At 70.0% G+C, this 25,094-nt stretch carries 19 protein-coding genes and 1 pseudogene; 4 read left to right on the forward strand and 16 right to left on the reverse strand.

Translation table 11 applies throughout. The annotated features are described in order from the left end of the window. Both hemW and lepA read right to left on the reverse strand, forming a co-directional pair. Positions 1–1,281 (reverse strand): radical SAM family heme chaperone HemW, encoded by a 1,281-nt coding sequence (gene hemW / locus IMT31_RS01635; RefSeq protein ID WP_413543533.1) that lies wholly within the window; start codon positions 1,279–1,281, stop codon positions 1–3. Then, entirely contained in the window at positions 1,281–3,140 is a 1,860-nt protein-coding gene (gene lepA / locus IMT31_RS01640; protein WP_345356212.1) for a translation elongation factor 4, read from the reverse strand. The genes hemW and lepA overlap by 1 nt, the downstream gene beginning before the upstream one ends. A 117-nt stretch (positions 3,141–3,257) precedes the next feature. Here lepA and IMT31_RS01645 point away from each other — a divergent pair, with 117 nt between their 5' ends. Both IMT31_RS01645 and rpsT read left to right on the forward strand, forming a co-directional pair. Further along, positions 3,258–3,824 (forward strand): type II toxin-antitoxin system PemK/MazF family toxin, encoded by a 567-nt coding sequence (locus tag IMT31_RS01645; RefSeq protein ID WP_345356215.1) that lies wholly within the window; start codon positions 3,258–3,260, stop codon positions 3,822–3,824. 139 nt (positions 3,825–3,963) lie between these two features. Continuing rightward, a complete protein-coding gene (rpsT, locus tag IMT31_RS01650) occupies positions 3,964–4,230 on the forward strand; it encodes a 30S ribosomal protein S20 (RefSeq protein WP_345356218.1) in 267 nt (88 codons plus the stop codon). Positions 4,231–4,379: 149 nt separating this feature from the next. Here rpsT and holA read toward each other — a convergent pair whose 3' ends face one another. The 6 genes from holA to glpK form a co-directional block, all read right to left on the reverse strand. Continuing rightward, positions 4,380–5,384 carry a DNA polymerase III subunit delta gene (gene holA, locus IMT31_RS01655; protein ID WP_413543534.1) on the reverse strand — a complete coding sequence of 335 codons (1,005 nt, stop codon included), beginning with the start codon at positions 5,382–5,384 and terminating at the stop codon, positions 4,380–4,382. A gap of 10 nt (positions 5,385–5,394) precedes the next feature. Further along, on the reverse strand, positions 5,395–7,899 hold the full coding sequence (locus IMT31_RS01660) for a ComEC/Rec2 family competence protein (protein WP_413543535.1): 2,505 nt from the start codon (positions 7,897–7,899) through the stop codon (positions 5,395–5,397). Positions 7,900–8,244: 345 nt separating this feature from the next. Beyond that, positions 8,245–9,072, reverse strand: a complete 828-nt coding sequence (locus IMT31_RS01665; protein WP_413543536.1) for a helix-hairpin-helix domain-containing protein — start codon at positions 9,070–9,072, stop codon at positions 8,245–8,247. Between the two features lie 68 nt (positions 9,073–9,140). Continuing rightward, positions 9,141–10,118 carry a DegV family protein gene (locus IMT31_RS01670; protein WP_345355116.1) on the reverse strand — a complete coding sequence of 326 codons (978 nt, stop codon included), beginning with the start codon at positions 10,116–10,118 and terminating at the stop codon, positions 9,141–9,143. A 61-nt stretch (positions 10,119–10,179) separates the two neighbouring features. Next, complete coding sequence (gene leuS / locus IMT31_RS01675) at positions 10,180–12,729, reverse strand: leucine--tRNA ligase (RefSeq protein ID WP_345355113.1); 2,550 nt, start codon at positions 12,727–12,729, stop codon at positions 10,180–10,182. 101 nt (positions 12,730–12,830) lie between these two features. Next, positions 12,831–14,348: a glycerol kinase GlpK gene (glpK, locus tag IMT31_RS01680; RefSeq protein ID WP_413543537.1), complete on the reverse strand. Its 1,518-nt coding sequence runs from the start codon at positions 14,346–14,348 to the stop codon at positions 12,831–12,833. 183 nt (positions 14,349–14,531) lie between these two features. Here glpK and IMT31_RS01685 point away from each other — a divergent pair, with 183 nt between their 5' ends. Continuing rightward, on the forward strand, positions 14,532–15,527 hold the full coding sequence (locus IMT31_RS01685; RefSeq protein WP_413543538.1) for an alpha/beta fold hydrolase: 996 nt from the start codon (positions 14,532–14,534) through the stop codon (positions 15,525–15,527). Here the strand turns inward: IMT31_RS01685 and IMT31_RS01690 are convergent. Together IMT31_RS01690 and IMT31_RS01695 are read right to left on the reverse strand one after the other, a co-directional pair. After that, positions 15,524–17,155, reverse strand: coding sequence for a DUF222 domain-containing protein (locus IMT31_RS01690; RefSeq protein ID WP_413543539.1), 1,632 nt, complete (start codon positions 17,153–17,155; stop codon positions 15,524–15,526). The genes IMT31_RS01685 and IMT31_RS01690 overlap by 4 nt on opposite strands. Positions 17,156–17,239: 84 nt before the next feature. Further along, complete coding sequence (locus IMT31_RS01695; protein WP_413543540.1) at positions 17,240–17,929, reverse strand: helix-turn-helix transcriptional regulator; 690 nt, start codon at positions 17,927–17,929, stop codon at positions 17,240–17,242. Positions 17,930–18,003: 74 nt separating this feature from the next. Between IMT31_RS01695 and IMT31_RS01700 the strand changes: the two are divergent. After that, positions 18,004–18,519, forward strand: a pseudogene (locus IMT31_RS01700) (alpha/beta fold hydrolase); the annotation flags it as partial. Positions 18,520–18,719: 200 nt separating this feature from the next. On the opposite strand, the gene IMT31_RS01705 reads toward IMT31_RS01700, so the two are convergent. The 6 genes from IMT31_RS01705 to mihF form a co-directional block, all read right to left on the reverse strand. Further along, entirely contained in the window at positions 18,720–20,897 is a 2,178-nt protein-coding gene (locus tag IMT31_RS01705) for a primosomal protein N' (RefSeq protein WP_413543541.1), read from the reverse strand. Continuing rightward, positions 20,891–22,096 carry a methionine adenosyltransferase gene (metK, locus tag IMT31_RS01710; protein WP_413544350.1) on the reverse strand — a complete coding sequence of 402 codons (1,206 nt, stop codon included), beginning with the start codon at positions 22,094–22,096 and terminating at the stop codon, positions 20,891–20,893. Before metK ends, IMT31_RS01705 begins: the two co-directional genes overlap by 7 nt. A 56-nt stretch (positions 22,097–22,152) precedes the next feature. Beyond that, a complete protein-coding gene (coaBC, locus tag IMT31_RS01715) occupies positions 22,153–23,406 on the reverse strand; it encodes a bifunctional phosphopantothenoylcysteine decarboxylase/phosphopantothenate--cysteine ligase CoaBC (protein ID WP_413543542.1) in 1,254 nt (417 codons plus the stop codon). A 73-nt stretch (positions 23,407–23,479) separates the two neighbouring features. Further along, positions 23,480–23,950 carry a DNA-directed RNA polymerase subunit omega gene (gene rpoZ / locus IMT31_RS01720; RefSeq protein ID WP_345355089.1) on the reverse strand — a complete coding sequence of 157 codons (471 nt, stop codon included), beginning with the start codon at positions 23,948–23,950 and terminating at the stop codon, positions 23,480–23,482. Positions 23,951–24,036: 86 nt separating this feature from the next. Then, a complete protein-coding gene (gene gmk / locus IMT31_RS01725) occupies positions 24,037–24,687 on the reverse strand; it encodes a guanylate kinase (protein ID WP_413543543.1) in 651 nt (216 codons plus the stop codon). Positions 24,688–24,725: 38 nt separating this feature from the next. Continuing rightward, on the reverse strand, positions 24,726–25,040 hold the full coding sequence (gene mihF / locus IMT31_RS01730; RefSeq protein ID WP_345355086.1) for an integration host factor, actinobacterial type: 315 nt from the start codon (positions 25,038–25,040) through the stop codon (positions 24,726–24,728). Between the last annotated feature and the right edge of the window lie 54 nt (positions 25,041–25,094).

The following is a 25,094-nucleotide window of genomic DNA, read 5'->3' on the forward strand; positions in this document are numbered from 1 at the left end:
CTAGAATCCCGCCAGCCGACGCACGATCGCGTCGTCCAGCAGCCGCCCCTGCAGGGTCGGCACCACCCGGCCGGCCAGGGCAGCGCGTCCGTCCAGCAGGCCCTCACCGATCATGGCGGCGATCTCCTGCCTCGCCCGCGCGCCGCCGTCGGCCGCCGCCTCCAGTTCCGTGACCGGCAGTCCGTCCGAGAGGCGCACTCCCAACATGACCCGCTCGAGGAACCGCGCCTCGGCATCCGGTTCCTCCCGGCCCACCGAGGCAGAGACGCCGGTGGCCAGCCGCTGGGCGTAGGCGGCCGGGTGCTTGGCGTTCCAGAACCGCACGCCCGCCATGTGGGAGTGCGCGCCGGGGCCGGCGCCCCACCAGTCCTGGTCCCGCCAGTAGGCCACGTTGTGACGGGCGCGGTGGACACCGGAGCCCTCCGGGTCCAGTGCCCAGTTGGAGATCTCGTACCAGCGGTAGCCCGCCTCGGCGAAGAGCCGCTCGGCCAGCAGGTACTTGTCCGCCTGATCGTCCGGGTCCACGTCATCCTGCACCCCGCGCTTCACGGCAGCACCGAACTTGGTGCCGTCCTCCACGATCAGGGAGTACGCCGAGAGGTGGTCGGGCCGCAGGGCCAGGGCCGCCTCCACCGTCACCTGCCAGTCCGCCAGTGACTCCCCCGGAGTCCCGTAGATCAGGTCCAGGGAGACCTCCAGCCCGGCCTCGCGGGCCCAGCCGACGGCGGCCGGCACATTCTCCGGCCGGTGGGTCCGATCCAGCGTGGCCAGCACATGCGGCACGGCGGACTGCATGCCGAAGGACACCCTGGTGAAGCCGCCGGCGGCCAACTCCCGCAGGGACTCGGCGCTGACCGAATCCGGGTTGGCCTCCGTGGTCACCTCGGCACCCTCCGTGAGGCCGAAGACGTCCCGGGCCCGGCCGAGGATCCGCACGAGGTCCGAGGCGGGCAGCAGGGTGGGAGTGCCACCGCCGAAGAACACGGTCTCCAGGGTGCGGTCCGGGATGCCTGACCTCCGCAGCGCCTCGGCGGCGAAGTCGAGCTCACCGGACACCGTGTCCGCATACGAGGCCCGGGATGCCCCGGGCCCCAGGTCCTCGGCGGTGTAGGTGTTGAAGTCGCAGTACCCGCACCGCACCTCGCAGAACGGCACGTGCACGTACAGGCTGAAGGTGCGGGGACGGCCTGAATCCGCCGCCTCACGCACCAGGCGCGCCGCGGACTCGGGGAACCGGCCGTCGTCGGGCGCGGGGTTCCCGAGGGGAAGCGTGGCAGGCACTACTTCTTGGCGCCGGTCTCTGATCCGGCACCGTCCGAGGACAGCGCGGCGATGAAGGCCTCCTGAGGCACCTCCACGCGGCCGACCATCTTCATGCGCTTCTTGCCCTCCTTCTGCTTCTCCAGCAGCTTGCGCTTACGCGAGATGTCGCCGCCGTAGCACTTGGAGAGCACGTCCTTGCGGATGGCCCGGATGTTCTCACGGGCGATGATCCGCGAGCCGATCGCCGCCTGGATGGGCACCTCGTACTGCTGGCGCGGGATGAGTTCCTTGAGCTTGCCCGTCATCATGACGCCATAGGGGTAGGCGCTGTCCTTGTGCGTGATGGAACTGAAGGCGTCCACGGTCTCGCCCTGCAGCAGGATGTCGACCTTGACCAGGTCCGACGCCTGCTCGCCATCGGCCTTCCAGTCCAGGGAGGCGTAACCCTTGGTGCGGGACTTGAGCAGGTCGAAGAAGTCGAACACGATCTCCGCGAGCGGGATCCAGTAGCGGATCTCCACGCGCTCCTCGGAGAGGTAGTCCATGCCCTTCATCTGTCCGCGCTTGCCCTGGCACAGCTCCATCACGGAACCGATGAACTCGCTCGGCACGATGATGGTGGCCGAGGCCATGGGCTCGCGGACCTCGTGGATCTTGCCCTCCGGGAACTCAGAGGGGTTCGTCACGGTGACGACCGTCTTGTCCTCCTTGGTGACCTCATAGACCACGTTCGGCGCGGTGGAGATCAGGTCCAGGTTGAACTCGCGTTCGAGCCGCTCCCGGATGATCTCCAGGTGCAGCAGACCGAGGAAACCCACCCGGAACCCGAAGCCGAGGGCCACGGAGGTCTCCGGCTCGTAGATCAGGGCAGCGTCGTTCAGCTTGAGCTTGTCCAGGGCGTCACGCAGCACCGGGTAGTCCGAACCGTCGATCGGGTACAGGCCGGAGAAGACCATGGGCTTGGGGTCCTCGTAGCCGCCGATCCGTTCCTCGGCGGGCCGCTTGGCGCCCGTGACGGTGTCACCGACCTTGGACTGACGAACGTCCTTCACGCCGGTGATGAGGTAGCCCACCTCCCCCACGGACAGTCCCTTGGACGGCCTGGGCTCCGGGGAGGAGACCCCGATCTCCAGCAGCTCGTGGGTGGCGCCCGTGGACATCATGCGGATCTTCTCCCGCGGGGACAGCCGGCCGTCCATCACCCGGACATAGGTGACCACGCCGCGGTAGGTGTCATACACGGAGTCGAAGATCATGGCCCTGGCCGGGGCGTCCACCACTCCCACGGGGGCGGGGATCTCCTGCACCACGCGGTCCAGCAGGGCCTCCACGCCCACGCCCGTCTTGCCGGAGACCCGGAGCACGTCATCCGGGTCCACGCCGATCAGTCCGGCGATCTCGGCGGCGTAGCGGTCCGGGTCCGCCGAGGGCAGGTCGATCTTGTTCAGCACCGGGATGATGGTGAGGTCGTTCTCCATGGCCAGGTACAGGTTGGCCAGGGTCTGCGCCTCGATGCCCTGCGCGGCGTCCACGAGCAGGATGGCCCCCTCGCAGGCGGCCAGGGAGCGGGACACCTCGTAGGTGAAGTCCACGTGCCCGGGGGTGTCGATCATGTTCAGCGTGTAGTCGGCACCGTCCACGCCCCACGGCATGCGCACGGCCTGGGACTTGATGGTGATCCCGCGCTCACGCTCGATGTCCATCCGGTCCAGGTACTGCGCTTTCATGTCCCGTGGCTGGACCACACCGGTGGACTGCAGCATGCGGTCTGCCAGCGTGGACTTGCCGTGGTCGATGTGCGCGATGATGCAGAAATTCCTGATGATCGCGGGATCGGTGGCGGCGGGCACCGGCGCGTTGCTCGCCATGGGCGACACGGGCATCTTCCTTCGACTGGTGGGTGCAGGTGATCAGTGACCCATTCTTCCATGTTTCCGGCGCAACCACGCCTCTGATGCCCCGCAGCCTGCCCCAGAGGTTGCTAGGTTGTGGACATGGCAGTGAACTTCAATCAGTTGTTACGCGTCGGCCGCCGAGTGGTCCGCGTGGCCCGCCAGGTCCAGAGGATGTCCTCGTCCCGCCAGGACTCGCCGGGGTCCCGGACGTCACCGGCACCCCGAGGGGACGACGGCGGCGCAGCGGGCTCCGGCGGCCAGGTCACCGACTATCCGGGGGACTTCCGCGGCGCGGCCCAGGTTCAGTACTCCCCCATCCCCGGCTCCGAGGCGGGACCCGGGGAGGTGGTGTGGACCTGGGTTCCCTTCGAGGAGCTCGACGGCCGCGGCAAGGACCGCCCCGTACTGGTGGTGGGCCAGCACGGCCGATACCTGCTGGCCGCCCAGCTGACCAGCCGGGACCGCAACAACGGTACGTCCCACGATCCCGACTACATCGACATCGGCACCGGAGCCTGGGATGCCCAGGGCCGCCCCTCCGAGGTGAAGCTCGACCGGATCCTGCAGGTCAATCCCCGCGACGTGCGCCGCGAGGGCGGTGTGGTGGACGAGCGGACCTTCGAGGCCGTGTCCGCCGGACTCCGAGAGCGCAACGGATGGTCGTGATAGACTAACCAGCTGTGTGTCCGCGCAGGTCGACGGGCACTCCCGGAACGGCTTACCTAGGTATCCCCACGCCGCTCAGTCGCCGGATTCGGGATTACCCCTCACCGACCACGTCAGAAGACAACAGAAAGACCTTTCCTTGGCTAACATCAAGTCCCAGAAGAAGCGCATCCTCACCAACGAGAAGTCGCGCCAGCGCAACAACGCTGTGAAGTCCGAGCTGCGCACGGTCATCCGCGCCGTGGACAAGGCCGTCGCCTCCGGCGATCAGGCTGCCGCCGCCTCCGCCGTCGCCCTGGCCAGCAAGAAGCTGGACAAGGCCGCTGGCAAGGGCGTCATCCACAAGAACCAGGCTGCCAACCGCAAGTCCGGTATCGCCAAGCGCGTGAACAAGGTCGAGGCCTGAGCCTCCGAGCCTGTCAACGAAGCCCCCGTCCAGTTGGACGGGGGCTTCGTTGATTAATCGGTGTGGTCTAGGCGGTGTGGTCCAAGTGGTGCGGTTTATGCGGTGCGGTTTATGCGGTGCGGCCCGAACGGCCGCCGTCAGCACTGCCGTCAGCGACGGGCCGCCAGGGCGATGCGCGTGACGGCCCGCTCCACCGCGTAGTCCGCGTCCTTGGCCAGCCCCTTGGCCTCCGCGTCCGCTTGGGCCACCCATTCGATGGCCGCGGCGATGGTCGCCGCGTTCCAGAACCGGACGGTCTCGGACACGCGCCGGGCCTGCCACGGTGCCATCCCCAGCACGCCGGCGATCTGGCCCTGCCCGATCCGAGCGTCCACGATCCGCGCGATCTGCCGCGTCTTCATGGCCAGGGCCCCTGTGATGGCGGGGGCGGACACGCCCGTGGCGAGTGCATGCCGCAACAGGGCGGTGGCTTGACCGGCCCGGCCCTCGATCGCCGCATCGGCGACCCGGAAGGCGGTGGCCTCCACCCGCCCGCCGTAGTACCGGTCCACGATCTCAGGGGTGACGGTGCCCTCCGTGTCCTCGGCCAGCTGCTGACAGGCCGCGGCCAGGTCCGTCAGTGAACCGCCGGTGGCGTCCAGCAGTGAACGCACTGCCTCGGGATCGATCTGCCGGCGCCGGGACCGGAACTCCCCCTGCACGAAGTCCGTCTTCTCCGCGTCGGACTTGATCGGTTGGCAGTCCACGAGCACCCCTGCCGCGGTCACCGCGTCGAGCAGCTTCTTCCCGCGGTTGCCACCGGTGTGGCGCAGGATCAGGGTGACGTCATCCGCCGGGGACCGCACGTAGTCCAGGCTGTCCGCCAGGAAGGCCTCGTTCATCTCCTGCAGCGCGTCCACCTGCAGGATCTTGGCCTCTCCGAACAGGGACGGACTGGAGAGCACGGAGAGTTGCCCGGGCTCGTAGTCGGCGGCGTCGAGGCGGTGGGACTCCACACCGGGATCCTGTTCCCGCAGTGCGGAGCGCACCCGGTCAGTGACCCGCGCGGCGATGAAGTCCTCAGGGCCCTTCAGCAGCATCAACGGGGCCGGTGCCACCGTGCGCCAGTCGGTCCCGGAACTCGTGGGGCGGCGGCTTCGGCTGGGTGCGGGCATGCGGACCATCCTATCCGTCCCCGCTTCCCCGGCCGGTGCGCCCGACCGTCTCGGGAGCCCGGGACCCGGTGAGGGTCGGCACCAGCCGGCCCTCCCGCAGTGAGAGCACCGTGGTGCCGTGTTGATCCGTGCGAACCACCGGGCCGTGCCTCTCCAACTCGGAGACCACGGAGGGGTGGGGATGGCCATAGCTGTTGTCCCGGCCCACCTGCACCACGGAGACCACGGGGTCCACTGCGCGGACCAACTCGTGGCCACCGTTCTGCGCCCCGTGGTGGGCCACCTTCAGCACATCGACCGATTCCGGGTAGCGCCCCTGCTCCAACAGGGCCGCGCTGGCCTCCTCCTCCATGTCCCCCGTCAGCAGCACGCTGTAGCTACCCTGCGCCGTCCGGACAGTGGCCAGCATCTGCACCGAGGCATCGTTCTCATTGGACGCCTCCGAGTCCGCCGCCAGCACGGTCCAGTCCACCTGCCACCCCTGCGCAGCCCGGTCTCCGACGCTGCCCCGATCGCCGGCCTCGGGAATCCTGGCTCCCGCCGGCGGGGCGCCCTCACCACGGGACGAGTACAGGAACTCGGTGGGACGGCAGCAGTCGAGGACCGCCTCGGTTCCGCCGACGTGGTCCTGGTGCAGGTGGGTGAGCACGAGCAGGTCCACCCGCTCCACCCCGATCCGGTCCAGGCAGGCCCGGACCGCGGCCGGATCCGGACCGGTGTCCACCACCATGCCGGACCGGTCCCCCGTCCGCAGTACCAGCATGTCCCCCTGGCCCACGTCACAGGCGGCCAGCGACCAGTCCTCCGGGAGTGTCCCGGAGGGTGGGGCGGCCACCAGGCCCAGTTGGCTCCCGGCCGCCGCGCAGACGGCGGTCCACGCCGCCGCCAGCATCCATCGGACCCGGCGCGGTGGCCGGGCAGGTGGCTTGGCGCCAGGCCCCAGGATCCGGACACGTGCCGGGCGAGACCGCTCCCAGCGCAGTACCAGCCACAACAGGGCGAGGGCCCCCGCGAGATGTGCCACCACCATCGCCACACCCAGGGCGCCCTCCGGCCAGGCGTGCAGGGCACCGGGCCATCCGGAGACCGTGGTGGCGATCCACCCGATGCCCGCCGCCGGCCACCCCACCAACCAGAACACCGCGGCGGCCACACCGGGCCACGGCACGGCGAGGACGGCAGCCACGGTACCGGGCACGGTGATGAACGGCACCAGCGGTGCGGCGATGAGGTTGGCCGGCACCGCGTAGGCGCTGAGTTCGCCGGTCATCCCGACCAGGAGGGGCTGGCAGGCGACCTGTGCCGTGGTGGACACCGCCAGGGCGGCTCCGAGGACACCCGCCACAGGGCCGGGCAGCCACCGGCCCATCGCGGCGGTCAGCCACTGTTCCACCGGCCGCGCGGCGAGGACGATCCCAGCCGTGGCCGCCAGGGAGAGCTGGAACGCAGGTTCCGTGGCGAGCCCGGGCTGCCAGCACATCAGAAGGCAGCCCGCCAGACACAACACCGGCAGGGCCTGCCGTCCCCGCCCGAAGAACACGGCCCAGGCGCCGAGGGCACCCATGACGGCGGCACGGACCACCGAGGGCTCCAGTCCCACGATGATCACGAAGACCAGCAACACCCCCAGGACGGCGCCGAGCACCACCGGGCGACGCACGCGGAACGAGCGAAGCGCCATGGTCACGGCACCGGCGATCAGCGTGCAGTTCGCCCCGCTCACGGCACTCAGGTGACTGAGCCCCGAGGCCTTCATGGCCTCGTCCAGTGCAGGTTCCTGGGCCGATCGGTCCCCCAGGACGAGCCCCGGCAACAATTGGGGCGCGGCGCCCACTGCTCCCGACGCTGCCTCCCGGACGGCCGATCGCACGATGTCACGGCCGGTGGGAGTCAAGCTCGACGCCGGGTCCTGGCCCGAGTCAGTGCATGATCCGGTCTCGGGTGCGCTCGAGGCATGGGCGAAGACGGATGATCCCTGGCCCTCGAGGGTGGCCACAAAGCACACCCTCGCCCCCGCCTCCACCCCTTCCCAGTCGCTGCCGCCGAACACCACTGCGTCCACGCCGCCGGGCAGTTCGCGGATTGGATGGCCGAAGCGCTCCACTGAGACGGTCAGGTGCCAGCTCTCACCGAACGGCGACGAACCGCGCGTGGCGGGTCCCAGGGCCTCCCCCACAAGCCGTAGGGGTCGATCGGCAGAAACAGCGTCCTCCCAGCCGGCCTCCCGCACCGGGCCGCGGTCTGCGACAGCCTGCATGCCGGCCACGGCGGAGATCCACAGGGCGACCGCAGCCAGCGCAGCCACCGTGCTGGCACCGGTTCGCTGGCGGCGTGCCGTCCACACCATCCCCGTGGTGGCCACGGCCGCCCCGGCCAGCAGGCACCACGGAATGATCAGGGCCAACTCGTACGGCAGGACAGGCACTGCAAGACAGGTGGCCACCGAGAGGACCACTGCGGGAACGAGCCTCAGGTCGACCGGAGCGGGAACCTCCCCGTCCGCCTGGATCCTCACGGGCCGAAGAGGCCGTCCAGCCGCGCGGTCCGGCAGGCCGGCGGTTGATCAGGACGGTGGTGTTGGCTTCCCATGACCCCACTGTGCTGCCTCAGACCCCTCCCCTGCCGGCCAGCAACGCGCCGATGGGGACGGCCCGCCACGAGGCGGGCCGCTGTGGAGCAGGGAACTGCTGAACCTCCTGAACACCGAGGACACCGAGGACACCGAGGACGCCGTGTGTGAGAGCTCTGCGGACCCGGAACCACCGAGTTCACCACCGTCAGCGGTGCAGTGGTCCGGAGGTATGCAATGGCCCAGAGGTATGCAGTGGTCCAGAGGTCCGCAGCGGAGACCGGCCGAGGATCACCAACTGACCAATCCATCGAGGCGCTCCATCAGGGCTGGACCGATCCCCGAGACTGCGTCAAGGTCCTCCATGGACCCGAAGGGGCCGACCTGGTCGCGGTGTTCTATGATGCGGCCCGCCAAGGCTGGACCGATCCCCGGGAGCTGCTCGAGGGCAGCGGTGTCCGCCACGTTCAGGTCCACGGTGGCAGAGGCCCCGGCCGCTGATCCCGGCCGGCTGTCAGCAGGGCCGGTGCCTGGTTCGCCGCCCTCCACGGGGGCCTCCGTCACGGCGTCTCCGGTCCCCGGCACCAGAATCTGGGTGGCGTCCACCACCGGCGCGGCCAGATTCATCAAGTCCAGTTCGGCATCCTCGGTGGGGCCACCGGCCGCCTGCACCGCGTCAGCCACCCGTGAACCGACCGGTACATCGAAGAGGCCGGGCTGGTTCACTTCGCCCGCCACATGGATGGTGACGGTGTCACTGGCAGCCGTGTCCCGGGCAGCCGTGCCGCTGGGCGGGGGCGATGCCACACCTCGGGCAGGCTCGGACGCCGTTGCGGTGCTCGGAGAAGGGGCCTGGACCGAGGCCGCGCCCGGCACAGCTGCCCCGCCGGGGCCCGCCGGTGACGTCAGCCAGCCGACAGCCCACCAGGTCCCGGCCACCACGGCCAGGAGCAGCACGGCCGAGGTCACGATCCGGGTGCGCCAGAGAGGCGTGGGCCGCGGCGCCTCCTCCCAGTATTCGCAGTCCTCCTGGGTGTCCGCCGGGCCCCGATGATCCGGCGCATCGCCGGTCCGCACGTCCTGCGCCGTGGCACGGTGATCGTGGCTGTGACGTCCCATGGCTCCACCTTGACCGCCGGGGACCGCCCGCTACAGCCCCCGGTCCAGCCACTGTGGAGGACGCGCGCCTACTCGGGCCGTTGTGCAGTAGCCGTCGGGTTCAAAGTCACGCCCAGGGCCCCCAACCCCAGGTGTGCGGCCAACACGGCCGGCAGGGGGATCACCGGGACGGGCATCGAGGAGAGGTGTTGCAGACGCCAGGCCAACTCCTGGGCAGCGGCCTCATTGCCGAACCCATGGACGGCGACCCGCTCCTTGTGCCCCTCGGTGTCCCGGGTGGAATCCTCGGCGAGCTCGATCAAGCGCTCAGTGGCCCGTGCCGCCGTCCTAGGCCGGTCCACGAGGGAGACCACGCCTTCGTCCAACGTCAGCACCGGCTTGACGTTGAGCAGGGTCCCGAGCAGGCCGGCCATGGTGCCGACCCTGCCTCCACGCCTCAACTGGTCCAGGTTCGGGACCGTGAAGAAGACCTCGGCCTCCTGTGTCCCCTCGTCCACCCGGGCGAGCACCTGGTCCGCAGGCGTCCCGAAGCCCGCGGCGATCACGGCATCCAACACCACGGTGCCGAGGGCGAAGCCCGAGGTCTGCGAGTCCACCACGGTCACCGGGATGAGCGCCTCCCGTCCGGCGAGCCGGGCAGCCTCCACGGTCCCCGAGAGGCGGCCGGAGATGTGGATCGAGATGATCTGCTCGAAACCGGACTCGGCCAACTCCTGGTACACGGCGCTGAAGGTCCCGGGAGAGGGCCGCGAGGTCTTCACCGGGGTACCGGCCGCCAAGGCCAGCGGCAGCTCACGCATCAGCTCTGAGGTCCCCTCAGCGTGGATCTGCTCACCCAGCATGACCGGCATGGGCACCTGGCGCAGCCCCTTGGCGAGCGGGTGCCCCACCACCTCGGCGGGGATGGAGGCCGAGGAATCGGTGACTATCGCCGTACGGCCCTTGCGGGAGGGCGGCAACCCGAAGCGGACCCAGCCGGGCTGCGTGCTGCGCACCTGGCGGATGTTCGCGAGCATGGCCTCCTGCCACGTGGCCAGATCAGCCATGCCCGCTCCTCTCCGATGATCTCCGTCTCCCCTCGAGTGGCCCCGCACACGGGGCCGGTCCTCAGACGACGATGTTGACGAGCTTGGGCTCGCGCACGATCACCTTGCGGACGGCGGTGTCGCCGAGGGTGCGCTGCACGGCGGCCGAGGCCAGCGCGAGTTCCTCCAGGTCCGCCGCGGAGATGTCCACGGGCACCTCCAGACGGTCCCGGACCTTTCCCTTGACCTGCACCACGGCGGTGGTGGAGTCCTGCACCAACAGGGACTCCTCCACCTTCGGCCAGCCCGCCCGGGCCACCGAGGGCTCGTGGCCGAGCCTGGACCACATGTCCTCTGCCGTGTACGGGGCGAAGAGGCTGAGCAGGATGGCCACGGCCTCCGTGGCCTCACGCACGGCGGGGTCCGCCGCCGTGGAGGCATCGATCGCCTTGCGGGTGCCGTTGACGAGCTCCATGGTGCGGGCCACCACCACATTGAACTTGTGCTCGTCCAGCAGCCGGGCCGCATCCGCCACGGTGCGGTGCGTCAGCCGGCGCAGGGCGAGATCGCCGCCGTCGGGATCCGTGCCCGGTGCCGTACCGTGCAGCTGCACGTCCTGGGCCAGGCGCCACGCGCGGGCCAGGAACTTGGCCGATCCGCCGGGTGAGACATCCGCCCAGTCCACGTCATCCTCGGGCGGGGACGCGAAGATCATGGTCAGCCGGACGGCATCCACTCCGAAGGTGTCCAGTTGTTCCCCCAGGTCCACGCCGTTGCCGAGGGACTTGGACATGGCCTTGCCGCCGTTGAGGACCTGACCCTGGTTGAGCAACGCCTTGAAGGGCTCCGTGAAGGAGATCAGGCCCATGTCATACAGCGCCTTGGTGAAGAAGCGCGAGTAGAGCAGGTGCAGGATCGCGTGCTCCACGCCCCCCACGTACTGGTCCACCGGCAGCCAGCGGTCCACCGCGGACCGGTCGAAGGCCTGGCCGTCCTCGTTCGGGGAGGCGAAGCGCATGTAGTACCAGGACGAGTCCACGAAGGTGTCCATGGTGTCCGTGTCCCGCAACGCGGCACCGCCGCAGCCCGGGCAGGTGGTGTTGACCCAGGACTCGATGCTGGCCAGCGGGGACTGGCCCTTCGGCGCGAGTTCCTCACCGGCCACGTCCTGGGGCAGGAGTACCGGCAGCTGCTCCTCGGGGACCGGCACCTCGCCGCAGTCAGCGCAGTGCACGATCGGAATGGGCGCGCCCCAGAACCGCTGACGGGACAACAGCCAGTCGCGCAGTCGGTAGTTCACCGTGCCACGCCCGGTGCCCCGCTCGTCCAGGATCTCGATCGCGCGGGTGATGCCCTCGGCCTTGGCCAGGCCGTCGAGGCCGTCCGGACCGCCGGAGTTCACGAGCGTGCCCTCACCCGTGGTGGCCACACCGGAGACGGAGGGGTCCTCCTCACCGGTGTCCAGCACGGCGCGCACCGGCAGGTCCATGGCGCGGGCGAAGTCCAGGTCACGTTGGTCATGGGCGGGCACGGCCATGATGGCGCCGGTGCCGTAGTCGGCCAGCACGTAGTCCGAGGCCCACAGTGGCAGCCGCTCCCCGTTGAGGGGGTTCACGGCATGACGGCCCAGGAAGACACCGGTCTTGGCGCGGTCGGTGGCCTGACGCTCGATCTCCGAGACGTTCTTCAGTGCCTCGCGGTACGTCTCCAGGTCCTGACGATGCGCCGGGTCCACGAGTTCCAGGGCGAGGTCCGAGTCCGCGGCGACCACCATGAACGTCGCCCCGTACAGGGTGTCCGGGCGGGTGGTGAAGACGGTGAGGTCCCGGCCCTCAAGGTCCCCGGCCACCTCGGAGGCCTCGACGCGGAAGTCCACGTGGGCGCCCTCGGAGCGTCCGATCCAGTTGCGCTGCATGGCCAGCACGCGCTCGGGCCAGTGGCCCTCAAGCTCGGCCATGTCCTCCAGGAGCCGGTCCGCATACTCGGTGATCCTGAAGTACCACTGGTTCAGGGACTTCTTGGTGACGGCGGTCCCGCACCGCTCACAGGCGCCGTTGACCACCTGTTCGTTGGCCAGCACGGTCTGGTCCTTGGGACACCAGTTGACCGGGGAGTCCTTGCGGTAGGCCAGGCCCTGCGCATGGAACTGCTGGAACAGCCACTGGGTCCAGCGGTAGTACTCCGGGTCCGAGGTGTGCAGTTCACGGGACCAGTCGGCGGAGATCGCGTAGCGCTGGAAGGAGGCCTTCTGCGTGTCGATGTTCTTGTAGGTCCACTCGGCCGGGTGCGCGTTGCGCTTGATCGCGGCGTTCTCGGCGGGCAGCCCGAAGGAGTCCCAGCCGATGGGATGCATGACGTCATAGCCCTGCTGCATCCAATGACGCGCCACCACGTCTCCCATGGCGAAGGCCTCGGCGTGGCCCATGTGCAGGTCCCCCGAGGGGTACGGGAACATGTCCAGGACGTAGCGGCGTTCACTGGAGCCGTCGTCCAGCGGGGCGAAGGTGCCGTGCTGCTCCCAATATCCGCCCCAGCGGTCCTCTAGCGCCGCGAACGAGTACTCCTCGGTCTCGTGGGGCTGCGGAGTACCTGGTGCTGGCTGGCTCACGGAGGTCCTGTCCTTCGGGTGCATGGAGATGCAGGGGTGCTGTTAATGAACGGCGACGCCGGCCCGGCGGCCCGGGCGGTCGGCGCGCCTGTCCATCGTACTCCGGAGGGCGCAGAGCGCGGGCATCAGCCCTGTTCTGCCCAGCCCAGGGACCGCTGGATGGCCTGCTCCCACCGGCCCAGCAACCGGTCCCGCTCCCGGGAGGACATCTCCGGCTCCCAGCGCCGGCCTTCGCGCCAGAGACCCGCCACCTCGTCCAGGTCGCGCCAGACCCCGGAGGCCAGTCCCGCAGCGTGCGCGGCCCCCACCGCGGTGGTCTCCACGAGTTCCGGCCGCACCACCGGCAGGCCCAGGATGTCCGCCTGGAACTGCATCAGTTCGTCATTGACGGTCATGCCTCCGTCCACGCGCAGTTCCTCCGGACGCTGGCCGGCGTCCGCCACCACCGCCTCGAGCACATCCCGTGACTGATACGCCGTGGCCTCCAGGGCGGCTCGCGCGAGGTGTCCCGCCGTGGCGAAGCCGGTGAGCCCGGCGATCAGCCCCCGGGCGTCCGGCCGCCAGTACGGGGCGTACAGTCCCGAGAAGGCCGGGACGAAGTAGACGCCGCCGTTGTCTGCCACGGACCCGGCCAACGCCTCCACCTCCTCCGAGGCCCGGATGATGCCGAGGTTGTCCCGTAGCCACTGCACCAGCGATCCCGCCACGGCCACGGATCCCTCCAGCGCATAGTAGGCGGGCCCGTCCTCCACCTGGAACGCCACCGTGGTGACGAGACCGTGGGAGGAGGTCTCCGGCGTCGTCCCGATGTTCTGTAGCAGGAAGCAGCCCGTGCCGTAGGTGTTCTTGACGTCACCGGGGTTGAAGGCCGCCTGACCAAACGTGGCGGCCTGCTGGTCTCCGAGGATCCCGCAGACCGGCAGGCCACTGAGCGGTTCCGCGCCCTTGATGGTGCCGAACTCCCCCACGGAGGGATGGATCCGCGGGAGCATGCCCGCAGCCAGATCCGGATCGATCCCGAAGAGTCTGGCCAGGCCATCGTCCCAATCCAGGGTCTCCAGGTCCATCAGCAGAGTGCGGGAGGCGTTGGTCACGTCCGTGGCGTGGATGCCTCCGTCCGTTCCACCCGTGAGGTTCCACAGCAGCCAGCTGTCCATGGTCCCAGCACGGAGGCGGCCGGTACGGGCCAGTTCCCTGGCCTCGGGGACGTTCTCCAGCATCCAACTGATCTTCCCGGCCGAGAAGTAGGAGGCCAGCGGCAGCCCGGTCCGGGCGCGGACTGCGTCCTCGTGCCCGTCCGACCTGAGCCGGTCCATCAGATCATCCGCGCGGGCGTCCTGCCACACGATGGCCCGGTGCACCGGCCGCCCCGTGACGGCGTCCCACAGGACCGTGGTCTCCCGCTGGTTGGTGATCCCGACGCCGGCCACATCCGCCGGCCTCATCCGTGCCCTGGTCAGGGCGAGCCCCGAGAGCTCCCGGGTGTTCTCCCAGATCTCCAGCGGGTCATGCTCCACCCATCCCGGCTGCGGGAAGAACTGACGGTGCTCCCGTTGAGCACTGGCCGCCACCCGGCCGTCCTCGGTCATCACCACCACGCGGGTCGAGGTGGTGCCCTGATCGATGCTGATGACTGCCTTCATGCGGGAAGCCTATCCACACTCCGGCACCTCAACCCTCCGGCCCGTCCATGTGTTGGCTTCTCCGCGTTCCGGGCCCGAGGTGGCTAGCCTGTGGGGGTGAGTACTCCCCCGGCTCCCCCAGCTCCCCCGGCTCCCCGCTCAGGCCCCCGGCCGCTGCCGATACGCTGGCGTGATCGTCTGCTGGTGCCGCCGGCACCACGGGACACGAGCGTCATCACCGGCTTCCCGGCCCGGACCCCCGAGCGGATCCTGCTGGAGATCCCCGATCCGGTTTCGGGACGGGCCACGCCCCTCGCTGTGTGGCACTATCCGGACGATGGGGCGGCCGCTGCCCGCGCCCCGATCGTGGCCGTCCACGGGTTCCGGGGGGACCACCACGGTCTCGCCCTGTTGGCGGACTGCCTGCCCGGTCAGGAGATCTTCCTGCCCGAGCTACCCGGCTTCGGAGACTCCCCGGCCTTCCCTGACGCCGAGCACACGGTGGCCCACTACGCCGCCGCCGTGCGCAGTGTGGTGGAGGCGTTGGGCCTGATTCCCACCGCGTCCTCCGGCCGACGCGCGGCGGAGGCGTCGACCGGTGGGGCCCGGCCGATCCTGTTGGGACATTCCTTCGGCTCGGTCATCGCCTCCCATCTGGCCGTCGGGACGCCGGATCGCTGGGCTGGCCTGGCCCTGCTCAACCCCATCTGCGAACCGGCTCTCACCGCCGACGATTCGACCGCCAAGATACTGATGTCTCGGATCGCCGAGGGGTACTACGAGGCCTCGGCCGCGATGCCCGGCCGGCTCGGTCACGCCGTGCTGTCCTCACCGCTGGTCGTCTGGATCACCGGCACCGTCATGGCCAAGACCACCGACCGCAACACCCTGGCCTACCTGCACGACCAGCATCAGAACTACTTCTCCTCCTTCGACCACCGCACCGTGCTCGTGGAGGCCTACCGGGCTTCCACCACCGGTTCAGTCCTCGACGTGGCTGAGGGCCTGCGCCTGCCCGTACTCCTCGTGGCCGGCGCCGACGACGAACTGGGCTCGGTGCGCGGCCAACGCAAACTGGCCCGACGCATCGGCAGGGTCTCCCCGGATGTCCAGTTGGAGATCCTCGACGGGGTCGGGCACCTCATCCACTACGAGCGTGCGCCGCAGGCTGCCGAGCTGATCCGCGCATTCCAGGTCTAGTCGGCTCCAGCTCGTCGCGCCACGGCAGTGGCCATCAGCAACTGGATCACAGCCTGCTCGAGGACGCTGTTGGCAGGCCAGAAGCTCACGTGGCCCAGCACGGGATCAGGCTGCGGTCTCCACGCTCTGTCAGGCCGGACCTCCGGCGGAAGTCCTGGCCGCGGCGCGGTCAGCCCCTCTGTTGGCAGGCACCCCAAACCTGTCGGCCCGCGCTCGGACTGCAGGGGCCGATTCCCCGACGCCACGGCGGGTGGGCCGGCGCCTGGTGCCGGCGGTGCTCCCGCCACCAACGGAGGCGTCCGCACCGTGTAACGGTGTCCGGTCGGCGTGGTCACGGCCAGCCGATCACCGTCCGCCGTGTGGGACCAGGCCGGGTTCTCCTTGGTGTAGTTGCACCGTGCGCACAGACCAGAGGCATTCGCCGCACTGGTGGCCCCGCCGTCCCGGAAGGGGGTGACGTGGTCCACATGCTTGACCGGGGCGTCACAGTAGGGGGTACGGCAGGTGTCGTCACGCACCAGGATCATCCGGCGCAGGGCACCACTGAAGGTTCGCCGCGCGGAGTCCATGGCCACGAGCTGCCCGGACGTCGGTTCCGTATACAGCCGCCGGATGAAGACCTCGGCCTCCGAATCCGTGATGACCCTCCGGGCCACCTCCGCTGGCAGGGGACCGTGCCCGACCAGCCATGCAGGGGTCACGGACCCACTGGCAGGGTCATTCGGGTCCTCTCCGGACGGATCCCTCGCCGTGTTGACCTCGGTGGCACCCCAGAGCGAGCGATCCGTCATGACGAGGTGGATCTCCACCGGCACGTCCTCGGCCTTCGCCTGCCCGGTGATGCGCTCCACGAGGAGATCCGCCATGATCTGGTCCTGGGTCCGCCCGCTCCGTTCTCCCGTCCCGATCGTGGTGGCCGCGGACGTCTTCAGGCTCCCGAGGCAACCGACGGCGTGGGCCATCGGCAACAGGGCCGTCAGATACGCCATTCCGCCGGGTGCCGGACGAACGGACACCCGGCGCTCACGTTCGGACCGGTTCATCTGCTCCACCGCGGAGGCCTGGTCGAGCCGTTGCGCGTGGGCGCGTGCCACGCCGGCCAGCTTCTTGGCCCCCAGGTCCTCCAGGCGATCCGCCATGAGCTCATCCACCTGGTGCCGGGCCTCGACTGGCAGCCAGGCGGTCTCCCGGCACATGATGGTGGCCTTCCACTCCGAGATGACCCCACGCGTCAGGGCGGCCAGGGTGTGCGGCATCTCCTCACAGAGGGCGCGGGCCAGGCCCAGGTCCCTGGAGCCGGTGTTCGGCGATTCTCGGCGGGCCAACGCCACCTCGGCCGCCAGCCCGCGCCCGCGGTCCCGGGCAGGAATCCCCTGCTCGGCCTCCGCCTCAGTCCGCAGCCCGTGCAGGGCCGCCGTGGTGCGTCCCTGGGCGGCCGCACAGGCCGACTTGAGTTCTTCCAGCGACCGGATCCGGTCCACCGCCTCGGCTTCAGTCGAAGGCCTCGGAAGTCCGGTCAGCACCGAGAGGCAGGCGCGTATCCCCGCGGCACCTGCGGCAGAACCGGTGGCCGCCGGATCGGCACCGAGGCCCCCGCCTGACTCACCTTCACCCGGTCCTTCGAACATGTGTACTAGTCTATGCGGCCGCACGGACACCGTAAAGACCCCGCCTCCAACCTGTGGATTCCCTCAGTGAGCGCCTGTCACACGTCAACCATGCACGGTCCTGGCCGACTCCGGAGGGACACCCACTTCGTGGATGCCGTGGTCACCGCAGGGGACCGTGGTCACCCAGGCCCGCTCGATGCGGCTCACGAGGAACCACCGGATGTCCCCGCGCAGTCGGCACCATCCGACCAGGTACCAGCGGCCGTGCGTCGAGGCGAACATCAGTGGCTCGACATCGCGACTGCTCCTGGGGCCCTCGCGTGCGATGTATCGGATGCGCACGACGCGCTGGTCCGCCATCGCCTCCTCCAGCGCGGATCTGATCGTCCGCGCCGCAGGCGGTGGGGCGTCCACCCAGACCCGATGCGCGAGCTCATCTGCCTTCACCCTGGTCCGAGGGTCGAGGACATCCAGGATCTTCCGCACACCGGACGCAGCGATGTCTGCACAGGGGGCATCGGGCGCAGAGGAGACGGCCACGAGAAGCGCCACCGCCTGGGCCGATGTCAGGCTGACCGGTGGAAGGTGCGCTGGAGTCGCCAGTCCGTAGCCACCCCCGGGCCCCGGACGGGACCAGATCGCCGCGCCGCTGTTCTCCAGTGCCTCAACGTCCCTCTTGACCGTCCGCACCGACACGCCGAACTCATGCGCCAGACGTTCCGCAGTGCACCCCCGGGAGCCACTGCGTCGCAACATCTCCGACAGCGCATGGAGCCGCTCTGCTCGTTTCATGTGCCCACCTCCCGCGCAGATCCTGTCAGAAATAGTGACACACCGTTGTCCACGAGGCCTGCGAGGATCGCTGCATGACCACCAACTCAGCCAACAAGAACAACACGAACAACACGAACATCGTCCTGGTCCCGGGACACTGGCTGGGTGCCTGGGCATGGGACGCAGTCGTGGAACACCTCTCCACCTGGGGCCTCAGCACCCTCCCGATCACCCTTCCCGGCCTCGAGGAGACAGACCTCGAACGAGCCTCCCGGACCCTCGACGATCAGGTGGCAGCGCTCGAGCGGGTCATCGCCCACGCCGCGGATTCTGACGGCGAGCCGGTGGTCCTCGTCGCGCACAGCGGAGCCAACGCCCCGGTCAGCGTCGTCCTCGATCGGCATCCCGAACTGGTTCGCCGGGTGGTCTGGGTGGACAGTGGGCCGGTCGCGTCCGGACGTGCCTTCGCCCCGGGGACGCCCGAGGATCTGGAAGAGCTTCCCCTGCCGTCCTTCGAGGCCCTCGGGGAACAGGCCAGCCTCCAGGGGCTGGGTGCCGAGGTACTCGCAGACTTCAGGTCTCGAGCGGTGCCCGAGCCCGGTCCCGTGCTGCGCCAGTCCGTGGAGCTGCACAACGATGCACGACGGCGGGTTCCGACCACGTTGGTGTGCTGCTCGATCCCGAGCACGCAGTTGATGGATCTGGCCCATGTGGAGCCGCCCCGGCGAACTGGCCCAGATCCTCGCGGCAGCGACCACCTCCCCGGTCGGCTGAGGGGAGGGACGTTGCCCGGGCCCGGCCGGAACGCCTACGGCAGGTCGACCGGGTCGATCCGCACGCGCACCGGGTCGGTCAGTCGCCTGGCGCTGGCGGCGGAACGGGCCGCGCGCAATGACTCGACCACCGTGCGTGCGGCACCGTACGGGAAGAACAGCAGGGCACGGTGCCGTGGCGGTTCACCACTGGTCCGAACCGCCCCTGCACCACCGGGAGGACCGGCAGCACCGGCAGCGCTGGCCGCCTCATCCACGGGTACCGGGCCGATCCAGGGCAGGTCCTGCGCGCCGCCCGGCGGCTCGACCTGTGCCACCAGCTCGATGAAGGACTGCACCGCGTCGAGAGGCCCGGACACCTCGGCCATCCGGACGGCGGGCGGCAGGTGCAGCTCACGCCGCTCGGCGAGCTGCCGCGAGGCATATCCCGAAGGGTCCATGCGGACCAGGGCCCCCACCACGCCCTCCTGGGAGGCCGTCACCACCACCACTCCCCCGTCATCGCGGGGCCGCACCAGGGCCGCGGCGGCGAACCACCGCGAGAGCACCTGACCCGGGGTCCGCAACCCCTCACGCTGCAGCTGCGAGTCGCCGTCCAGCAGCAGGGCCGCTGTGTAGCCGCCCTCGGCCACGGGCTCCGCCCCCGTGGTGGCCACCACCAGCGCCGGCACCGCGTCCACGGTGGAGAGGATGTGCTCCCCGGAGGAGGAGAGCACCGGAGTGTTCGGGAACGCCCGGCCCAGTTCCTCGGCCGTTCGGTCCACCCCCCGGGAACCCGCCCGGAGCCGAGGCGAATCGCACTCGGGACAGGAGTACTCCCGTTCCCTCCGCCCGCACCACCGGCAGGCCGCCTCGCTGCGCGCGGACGCCGTGCGGTCCGGGAAGCCCAGCGGCCCGGTACAGTGCCGGCAGCGCGCCGGCGTGCCGCAGTCTCGGCAGATCAACGCAGGGATGAAGCCGCTGCGGCCCACCTGGACCAACACCGGGCCCGGCTCTCCGTGCTTCCCCTCCAGCCCGTCGCGCGCCGCCCTCCAGGCCGCCTGGGGCAGTCTGGCCCGAGCCAGCAGGGGGTCCCGCTCCGTCTCCCAGGAGTCGGCGGTGGAGACCACGCGCGGGGTGGCCGCATGGACCGTGGACCGGTCCACGCCGAACTCCCCCAGCCACCCGGATTCGACCATCCGCTGCACCTCGGGGGTACGCGTGGTCGAGGCCAGCAGCAGCCCGGCACCGGCCAGCTCCGAGCGCAGCAGCGCCACCTCCCGCACATGCTGGTACGGCGACCGCTGCTCGGCGTGCAGGGCGTCGTCGTCGTTCCAGACGGCCACCAGGCCGGGATGCTCCACGGGGGCCCAGATCGCCGACCGGGTGCCCACCGCGATCCTTCGCAACCCGCGCCGCAGTTGCAGGAACGCGCGGTACCGGGGGGTGGGGCCGTCGTCGGCGGTCAGGCGGGCGTAGCCCGCGGTGCCCACGCGAGCGTCCAGGGCCCGGCACAGCCGCTCCAGGTCCCGCTGATCCGGAACCACCACGACGGCGGCCCGGCCTGCCTCCGCGGTCCGCGCGGCGGCATCGGCGAGGAACTCCGCCGCATCCCACCGTCCGTGCGCGCTGGGCAGGGCCACCGCAGCCCGTGGCCCGTCCCCGGCGGCCACCTGGTCGAAGAACGCCCCGGCGCCGGCCAACCTGGTCCAGTCGAAGCCGCCCTCGGGGCCGGTCGCAGCGACCGAAGCAGTCGCAACCGGTGCAGTCACCGCCGTCCCCGTGGCCTCCGGCGACTCCGCCTCGGCGTTGAGGGCCTTCTCCACCTTGGCGACGCGGGGCGGTACGGCCACCCGCAGGACGTCAGCCACGGTCCCGGCATACCGGGCCGCCACGGCACGGGCCAGGTCCCGGACCTCTGGGGTCAGGACCGGTTCCGGGGAGACCACGGATCGCAGGGGCAGGAGCTTGGCCCCGGTGGAGGGCTCCGTCCCGCGGGACATGAGCCAGCCCATCACGTCCTGGTGACCGAAGCGCACCTTGACCCGGACGCCCGGCCGCGCGTCGTCGTCGATGGCCCTCGGGACGAGGTAGTCGAATTCCCGGTCCAGGTGCGGCACCCCGGAGTCCAACAGGACTCGGGCCACCGGCTCGTCCGGCCAACCGCCGGCCACCTCCGGCAGTCCCGTGACCGGCGGCGGTACGGGCAGGTCGAAGAGGGGCTCGTCTACCAACCGACGGCGGCGCGCAGGGAGTCCACGCGGTCCAGGCGCTCCCAGGTGAAATCAGGGTCCTCGCGGCCGAAGTGCCCGTGGGCGGCGGTCTTGCGGTAGATCGGACGCAACAGGTTCAGGTCCCGGATGATGGCCAGCGGGCGCAGGTCGAAGACCTGGTTGACGGCCTCGATGATGGTGTTCTGGTCCACCTTCTCGGTGCCGAAGGTGTCCACGTAGAGACCCACCGGGCGTGCCTTGCCGATCGCGTAGGCCACCTGGAACTCGGCGCGGTCAGCCAGCCCGGCCGCCACCACGTTCTTGGCGACCCAGCGCATGGCGTACGCCGCTGAGCGGTCCACCTTGGAGGGGTCCTTGCCGGAGAAGGCACCACCGCCGTGCCGGGCCATGCCCCCATAGGTGTCCACGATGATCTTGCGGCCGGTGAGGCCGGCGTCCCCCACCGGCCCGCCGATCACGAACTTCCCGCCGGGGTTGACGATGAAGACGGCGCCGCCGGCCTCCAGGCCCGAGTGCGCCAGGACAGGGCGGATGACGTGCTGGATGACGTCCTCGCGCAGCTGCTCCAGGGTGACCTCGTCCAGGTGCTGGGTGGAGACCACCACGGTCTCCACGGTCTTCGGCAGCCCGTCCTCGCCATAGCCCACCGTGACCTGGGTCTTGCCGTCCGGCAGCAGGTAGGGCATGGGGCTGTCGTCCTGGTTCCGGACGGAGGAGAGCCGTTCGGAGAGCCGGTGGGCCAGGAAGATGGGAGCCGGCATGAACGCCGGGGTCTCGTTCGAGGCGTAGCCGAACATGATGCCCTGATCGCCGGCGCCCTGACGGTCCACGTCATCCACGGAGCCGTCCCGGGACTCCAGGGAGGTCTCCACGCCGGCGTGGATGTCCGAGGACTGTTGGCCGATCGAGATGTTCACGCCACAATTGGCGCCGTCGAAGCCGTTGGCCGAGGAGTTGTAGCCGATCTCCAGGATGGTGGTCCGGACGATGTTCGGGATCTCCACGTAGGCGGAGGTGTTGACCTCGCCGGCCACCTGCACGAGCCCGATGGTGGTCAGGGTCTCCACGGCGACCTTGGCTGTGGGGTCCTGCGCCAGGATCGCGTCCAGGATGGAGTCCGAGATCTGGTCACAGATCTTGTCCGGGTGACCGCTGGTCACGGACTCGGAGGTGAACAGGCGGAGGACCCCGCTGCCGATTCCCCGATAGGACTCGTAGTCGGCGGTCTCCCGCAGTGCGTCGTTCGGTGCGTCAGTCACTGATCCATCCTATCCAGCCGAGCCGGCTGATCCAGCAGGCCAGCCAGTTCCGTCACGATGGCCACCCCCACGTCCGTCTTGTCCCCCGCCACCGCCACCGGCTCACGGCCGTCTGCGAACAGCATGGTGACCTCGGTGGTGTCCTGACCGAAGACCTGATCCCGTCCCACCTGGTTCACCACGAGCATCTCGCAGCCCTTGCGCGCGAGCTTCGCGGCGCCGAACTCCAGCACGGAGGTGGTGCCGTCACCGGTCTCGGCGCCGAAGCCCACGATCACGCCCGGCAGGGGCTGACCGGCGGCCCGGGCCGCCACGGCATCCGCCAGGACGTCCGGTGTGCGCTCCAGGTGGATGACCGGGTTCGTTCCGTCCTGGGCCTTCTTGATCTTGGCCTCGGCGTACTCCGCAGGCCGGAAATCGGCGACGGCGGCGGCCATCACCAGAGCATCGGCACCGGTGGCGTGGCTCAGCACCGCTTCGTGCAGCTCCTGGGTGGACTCGACGCGGACCACCTCGGTGCCGGCGGGCGGATCGACGGACATCGCCCCGCCGATGAACGTCACCGAGGCGCCCGCCGCCAACGCGGCCTCGGCCACGGCCACGCCCTGCTTGCCGGAAGAGCGGTTGCCCAGATAGCGGACGGGGTCCAGGGCCTCCCGGGTGCCGCCGGCGGTCACGACGACGGTGCGCCCGGCCAGCGGGCGGGTGCCGGCCAGGGTGCCACTGGTCGAGGAGAGTCGCTGTGCCTCCGCCCAGATGCGCTCCGGCTCCGGGAATCGCCCGGGCCCGGTGTCCGCGCCGGTGAGCCGGCCGGAATCGGGTTCGAGAACGGTCATGCCGCGCGAGCGCAGCGTCTGGACGTTGGCCACGGTGGCCGGATGCAGCCACATCTCGGTGTGCATGGCCGGGACCATGAGCACCGGACAGGTGGCTGTCAGCAGCACGTTGCCCAGCAGGTCCGGGGCCAGCCCGGCGGCGGTTCGGGCCAGGGAGTCGGCCGTGGCCGGAGCCACCACCACGAGCTCCGCCTCACGGCCCAGGCGGACGTGATTGACGGACTCCACGGCCTCGAAGGTGTCGGTCCGGACGGGCCGTCCGGAGAGTGCCTCCCAGGTGGCACGGCCCACGAAGTTCAGGGCAGCCGCAGTGGGCACCACGTCCACCTGGTGCCCGGCCTCGGTCATCAGGCGCAGCAGCAGCGCGGACTTGTAGGCGGCGATCCCGCCGGTGACTCCGAGAACGATCCTCATGGGATCCAACCTAGTCGGCGGCGACCCTGCAGTCGAAAACCCTGCAGTCGAGAACCCGGAGGCAGTCAGCGGATCAGGCCTGCTGGTCCTCGGTGCCCTCGCCGTCCACCGTCTCGGCCTCTGCGGTCTCAGCAGCCGCAGCCGGCTCGGTCTCGGCGGTGTCGGCGATCTCCGCCACGGCGTCCAGGCCCACGCCCTCGGCCGAGAACGCGTCCTCGGCGAGCTCGGTCTCGGCGGTGCCGGCCAGCTCGAACGAGGCGAAGTCGCCCTGGACCTCGGCGGCGATCTGCTCCTCGGTCATCGGGGTGGCCTCCAGCAGGTCCTCCTCGATCTCCCGCATGGAGATGGACAGCGGCTTCTCATTGAGCTTGGTGTCCACCAGCGGGCCGACGTACTCGAACAGGCCCTCGTGGAGCTGGGAGTAGTAGGCGTTGATCTGGCGGGCCCGCTTGGCGGCGAAGAGCACCAGGGCGTACTTGGAGTCAACCTTTTCCAGCAGGGTGTCGATGGGCGGGTTGACGATGCCTTCGTACTGTTCGGTCACAAGATCTCCACGGTTGTTCATACGGTGTTCCAGATGTCCTCGGTTCCGGACATTCTAGCTCTGTTGTCTGCGGGCTGCCGGTGGTCCTAGCGGCGGTCGTGGGGGTCCAATCCCATGATGCGGACCAGCTCCTGCGCGGCGCGTTCCACGGTGTCATTGACCACCACGGCATCGAACTCCGGCTCGGCAGCGAGTTCCAGTCTAGCCGTTTCCAGCCGCCGCTGCTGTTCGTCGGCAGATTCCGTGCCGCGTCCGACCAGCCGGTGCACCAATTCGTCCCAGTCAGGCGGGGACAGGAAGACGAAGGTGGCCTCCGGCAACGCCTGACGCACCTGGCGTGCCCCCTGCAGGTCGATCTCCAGCAACACGTGCTGGCCGTCGTCCCGGGCCTGCTGCACGGTGTCCCTGCGAGTGCCGTAGCGGTTGACGCCGTGCACCACCGCCCACTCGAGCATCTGGTCCTGGGCCACGAGCTCGTCGAAGCGCTCCGACCCCACGAAGAAGTAGTGCTCCCCCTCGACCTCGCCGGGCCGCGGATCCCGCGTGGTCGCTGAGACCGAGAGCCAGACCTGGGGGTAGTGCTCCCGGATGAACCGGGAGACGGTGCCCTTCCCCACGGCAGTCGGTCCCGCGAGCACGGTGACGGTCGGCCGGCCCTCAGCCGAGGAGGTCTGATGTTCGGGCCGGAGGCTGACCGGCCGGGCTGAGGGAACGGCAGGTACGGGGTCAGTGGTCACACGGTCTCCTGGCTGGGGTGGTCTTGCCCGGTGGCGGGCTACCGGCCAATATAGGCGATGAGTGCCTCCCGTTGCCGACGGCCCAGGCCGCGGAGGCGCCGATTGGGGGATATGCCACAGGAATCCATGATCTTCGCCGCGCGCACCTCCCCCACTCCCTGCAGGGTCTGCAGCAGGTCCACGGTGCGCATGCGGCCGATCGCGTCGTCCTCGTCGGCGGCCGTGAACACCTGCTCCAGGGTGGACCGCCCCGAGTGGAACGACTCCTTGAGGGCGGCCCGGGCCGTCCGAGCCTGCAACGCCTTGCTCCGCGCCGCCTCCCGCTCAGCTGCCGACAATTCCTTCAGTGCCATTTCGTCTCACCTCGGGGACTAGGGTGTGCGAGCCCCGGCAAAGTCGCCGTGACT

Origin of the sequence: Citricoccus nitrophenolicus (genome assembly GCF_047305825.1) — a bacterium.
Lineage (GTDB): Bacteria > Actinomycetota > Actinomycetes > Actinomycetales > Micrococcaceae > Citricoccus > Citricoccus nitrophenolicus.

Bases quoted from the DNA above. Each gene is read 5' to 3' on its own strand.
- IMT31_RS01645 (WP_345356215.1), top strand. From the start codon at position 3,258: ATGGCAGTGAACTTCAATCAGTTGTTACGCGTCGGCCGCCGAGTGGTC.
- holA (WP_413543534.1), bottom strand. From the start codon at position 5,384: ATGCCCGCACCCAGCCGAAGCCGCCGCCCCACGAGTTCCGGGACCGAC.
- IMT31_RS01665 (WP_413543536.1), bottom strand. From the start codon at position 9,072: ATGGGACGTCACAGCCACGATCACCGTGCCACGGCGCAGGACGTGCGG.
- IMT31_RS01670 (WP_345355116.1), bottom strand. From the start codon at position 10,118: ATGGCTGATCTGGCCACGTGGCAGGAGGCCATGCTCGCGAACATCCGC.
- leuS (WP_345355113.1), bottom strand. From the start codon at position 12,729: ATGCACCCGAAGGACAGGACCTCCGTGAGCCAGCCAGCACCAGGTACT.
- glpK (WP_413543537.1), bottom strand. From the start codon at position 14,348: ATGAAGGCAGTCATCAGCATCGATCAGGGCACCACCTCGACCCGCGTG.
- IMT31_RS01690 (WP_413543539.1), bottom strand. From the start codon at position 17,155: ATGTTCGAAGGACCGGGTGAAGGTGAGTCAGGCGGGGGCCTCGGTGCC.
- IMT31_RS01695 (WP_413543540.1), bottom strand. From the start codon at position 17,929: ATGAAACGAGCAGAGCGGCTCCATGCGCTGTCGGAGATGTTGCGACGC.
- coaBC (WP_413543542.1), bottom strand. From the start codon at position 23,406: ATGAGGATCGTTCTCGGAGTCACCGGCGGGATCGCCGCCTACAAGTCC.
- mihF (WP_345355086.1), bottom strand. From the start codon at position 25,040: ATGGCACTGAAGGAATTGTCGGCAGCTGAGCGGGAGGCGGCGCGGAGC.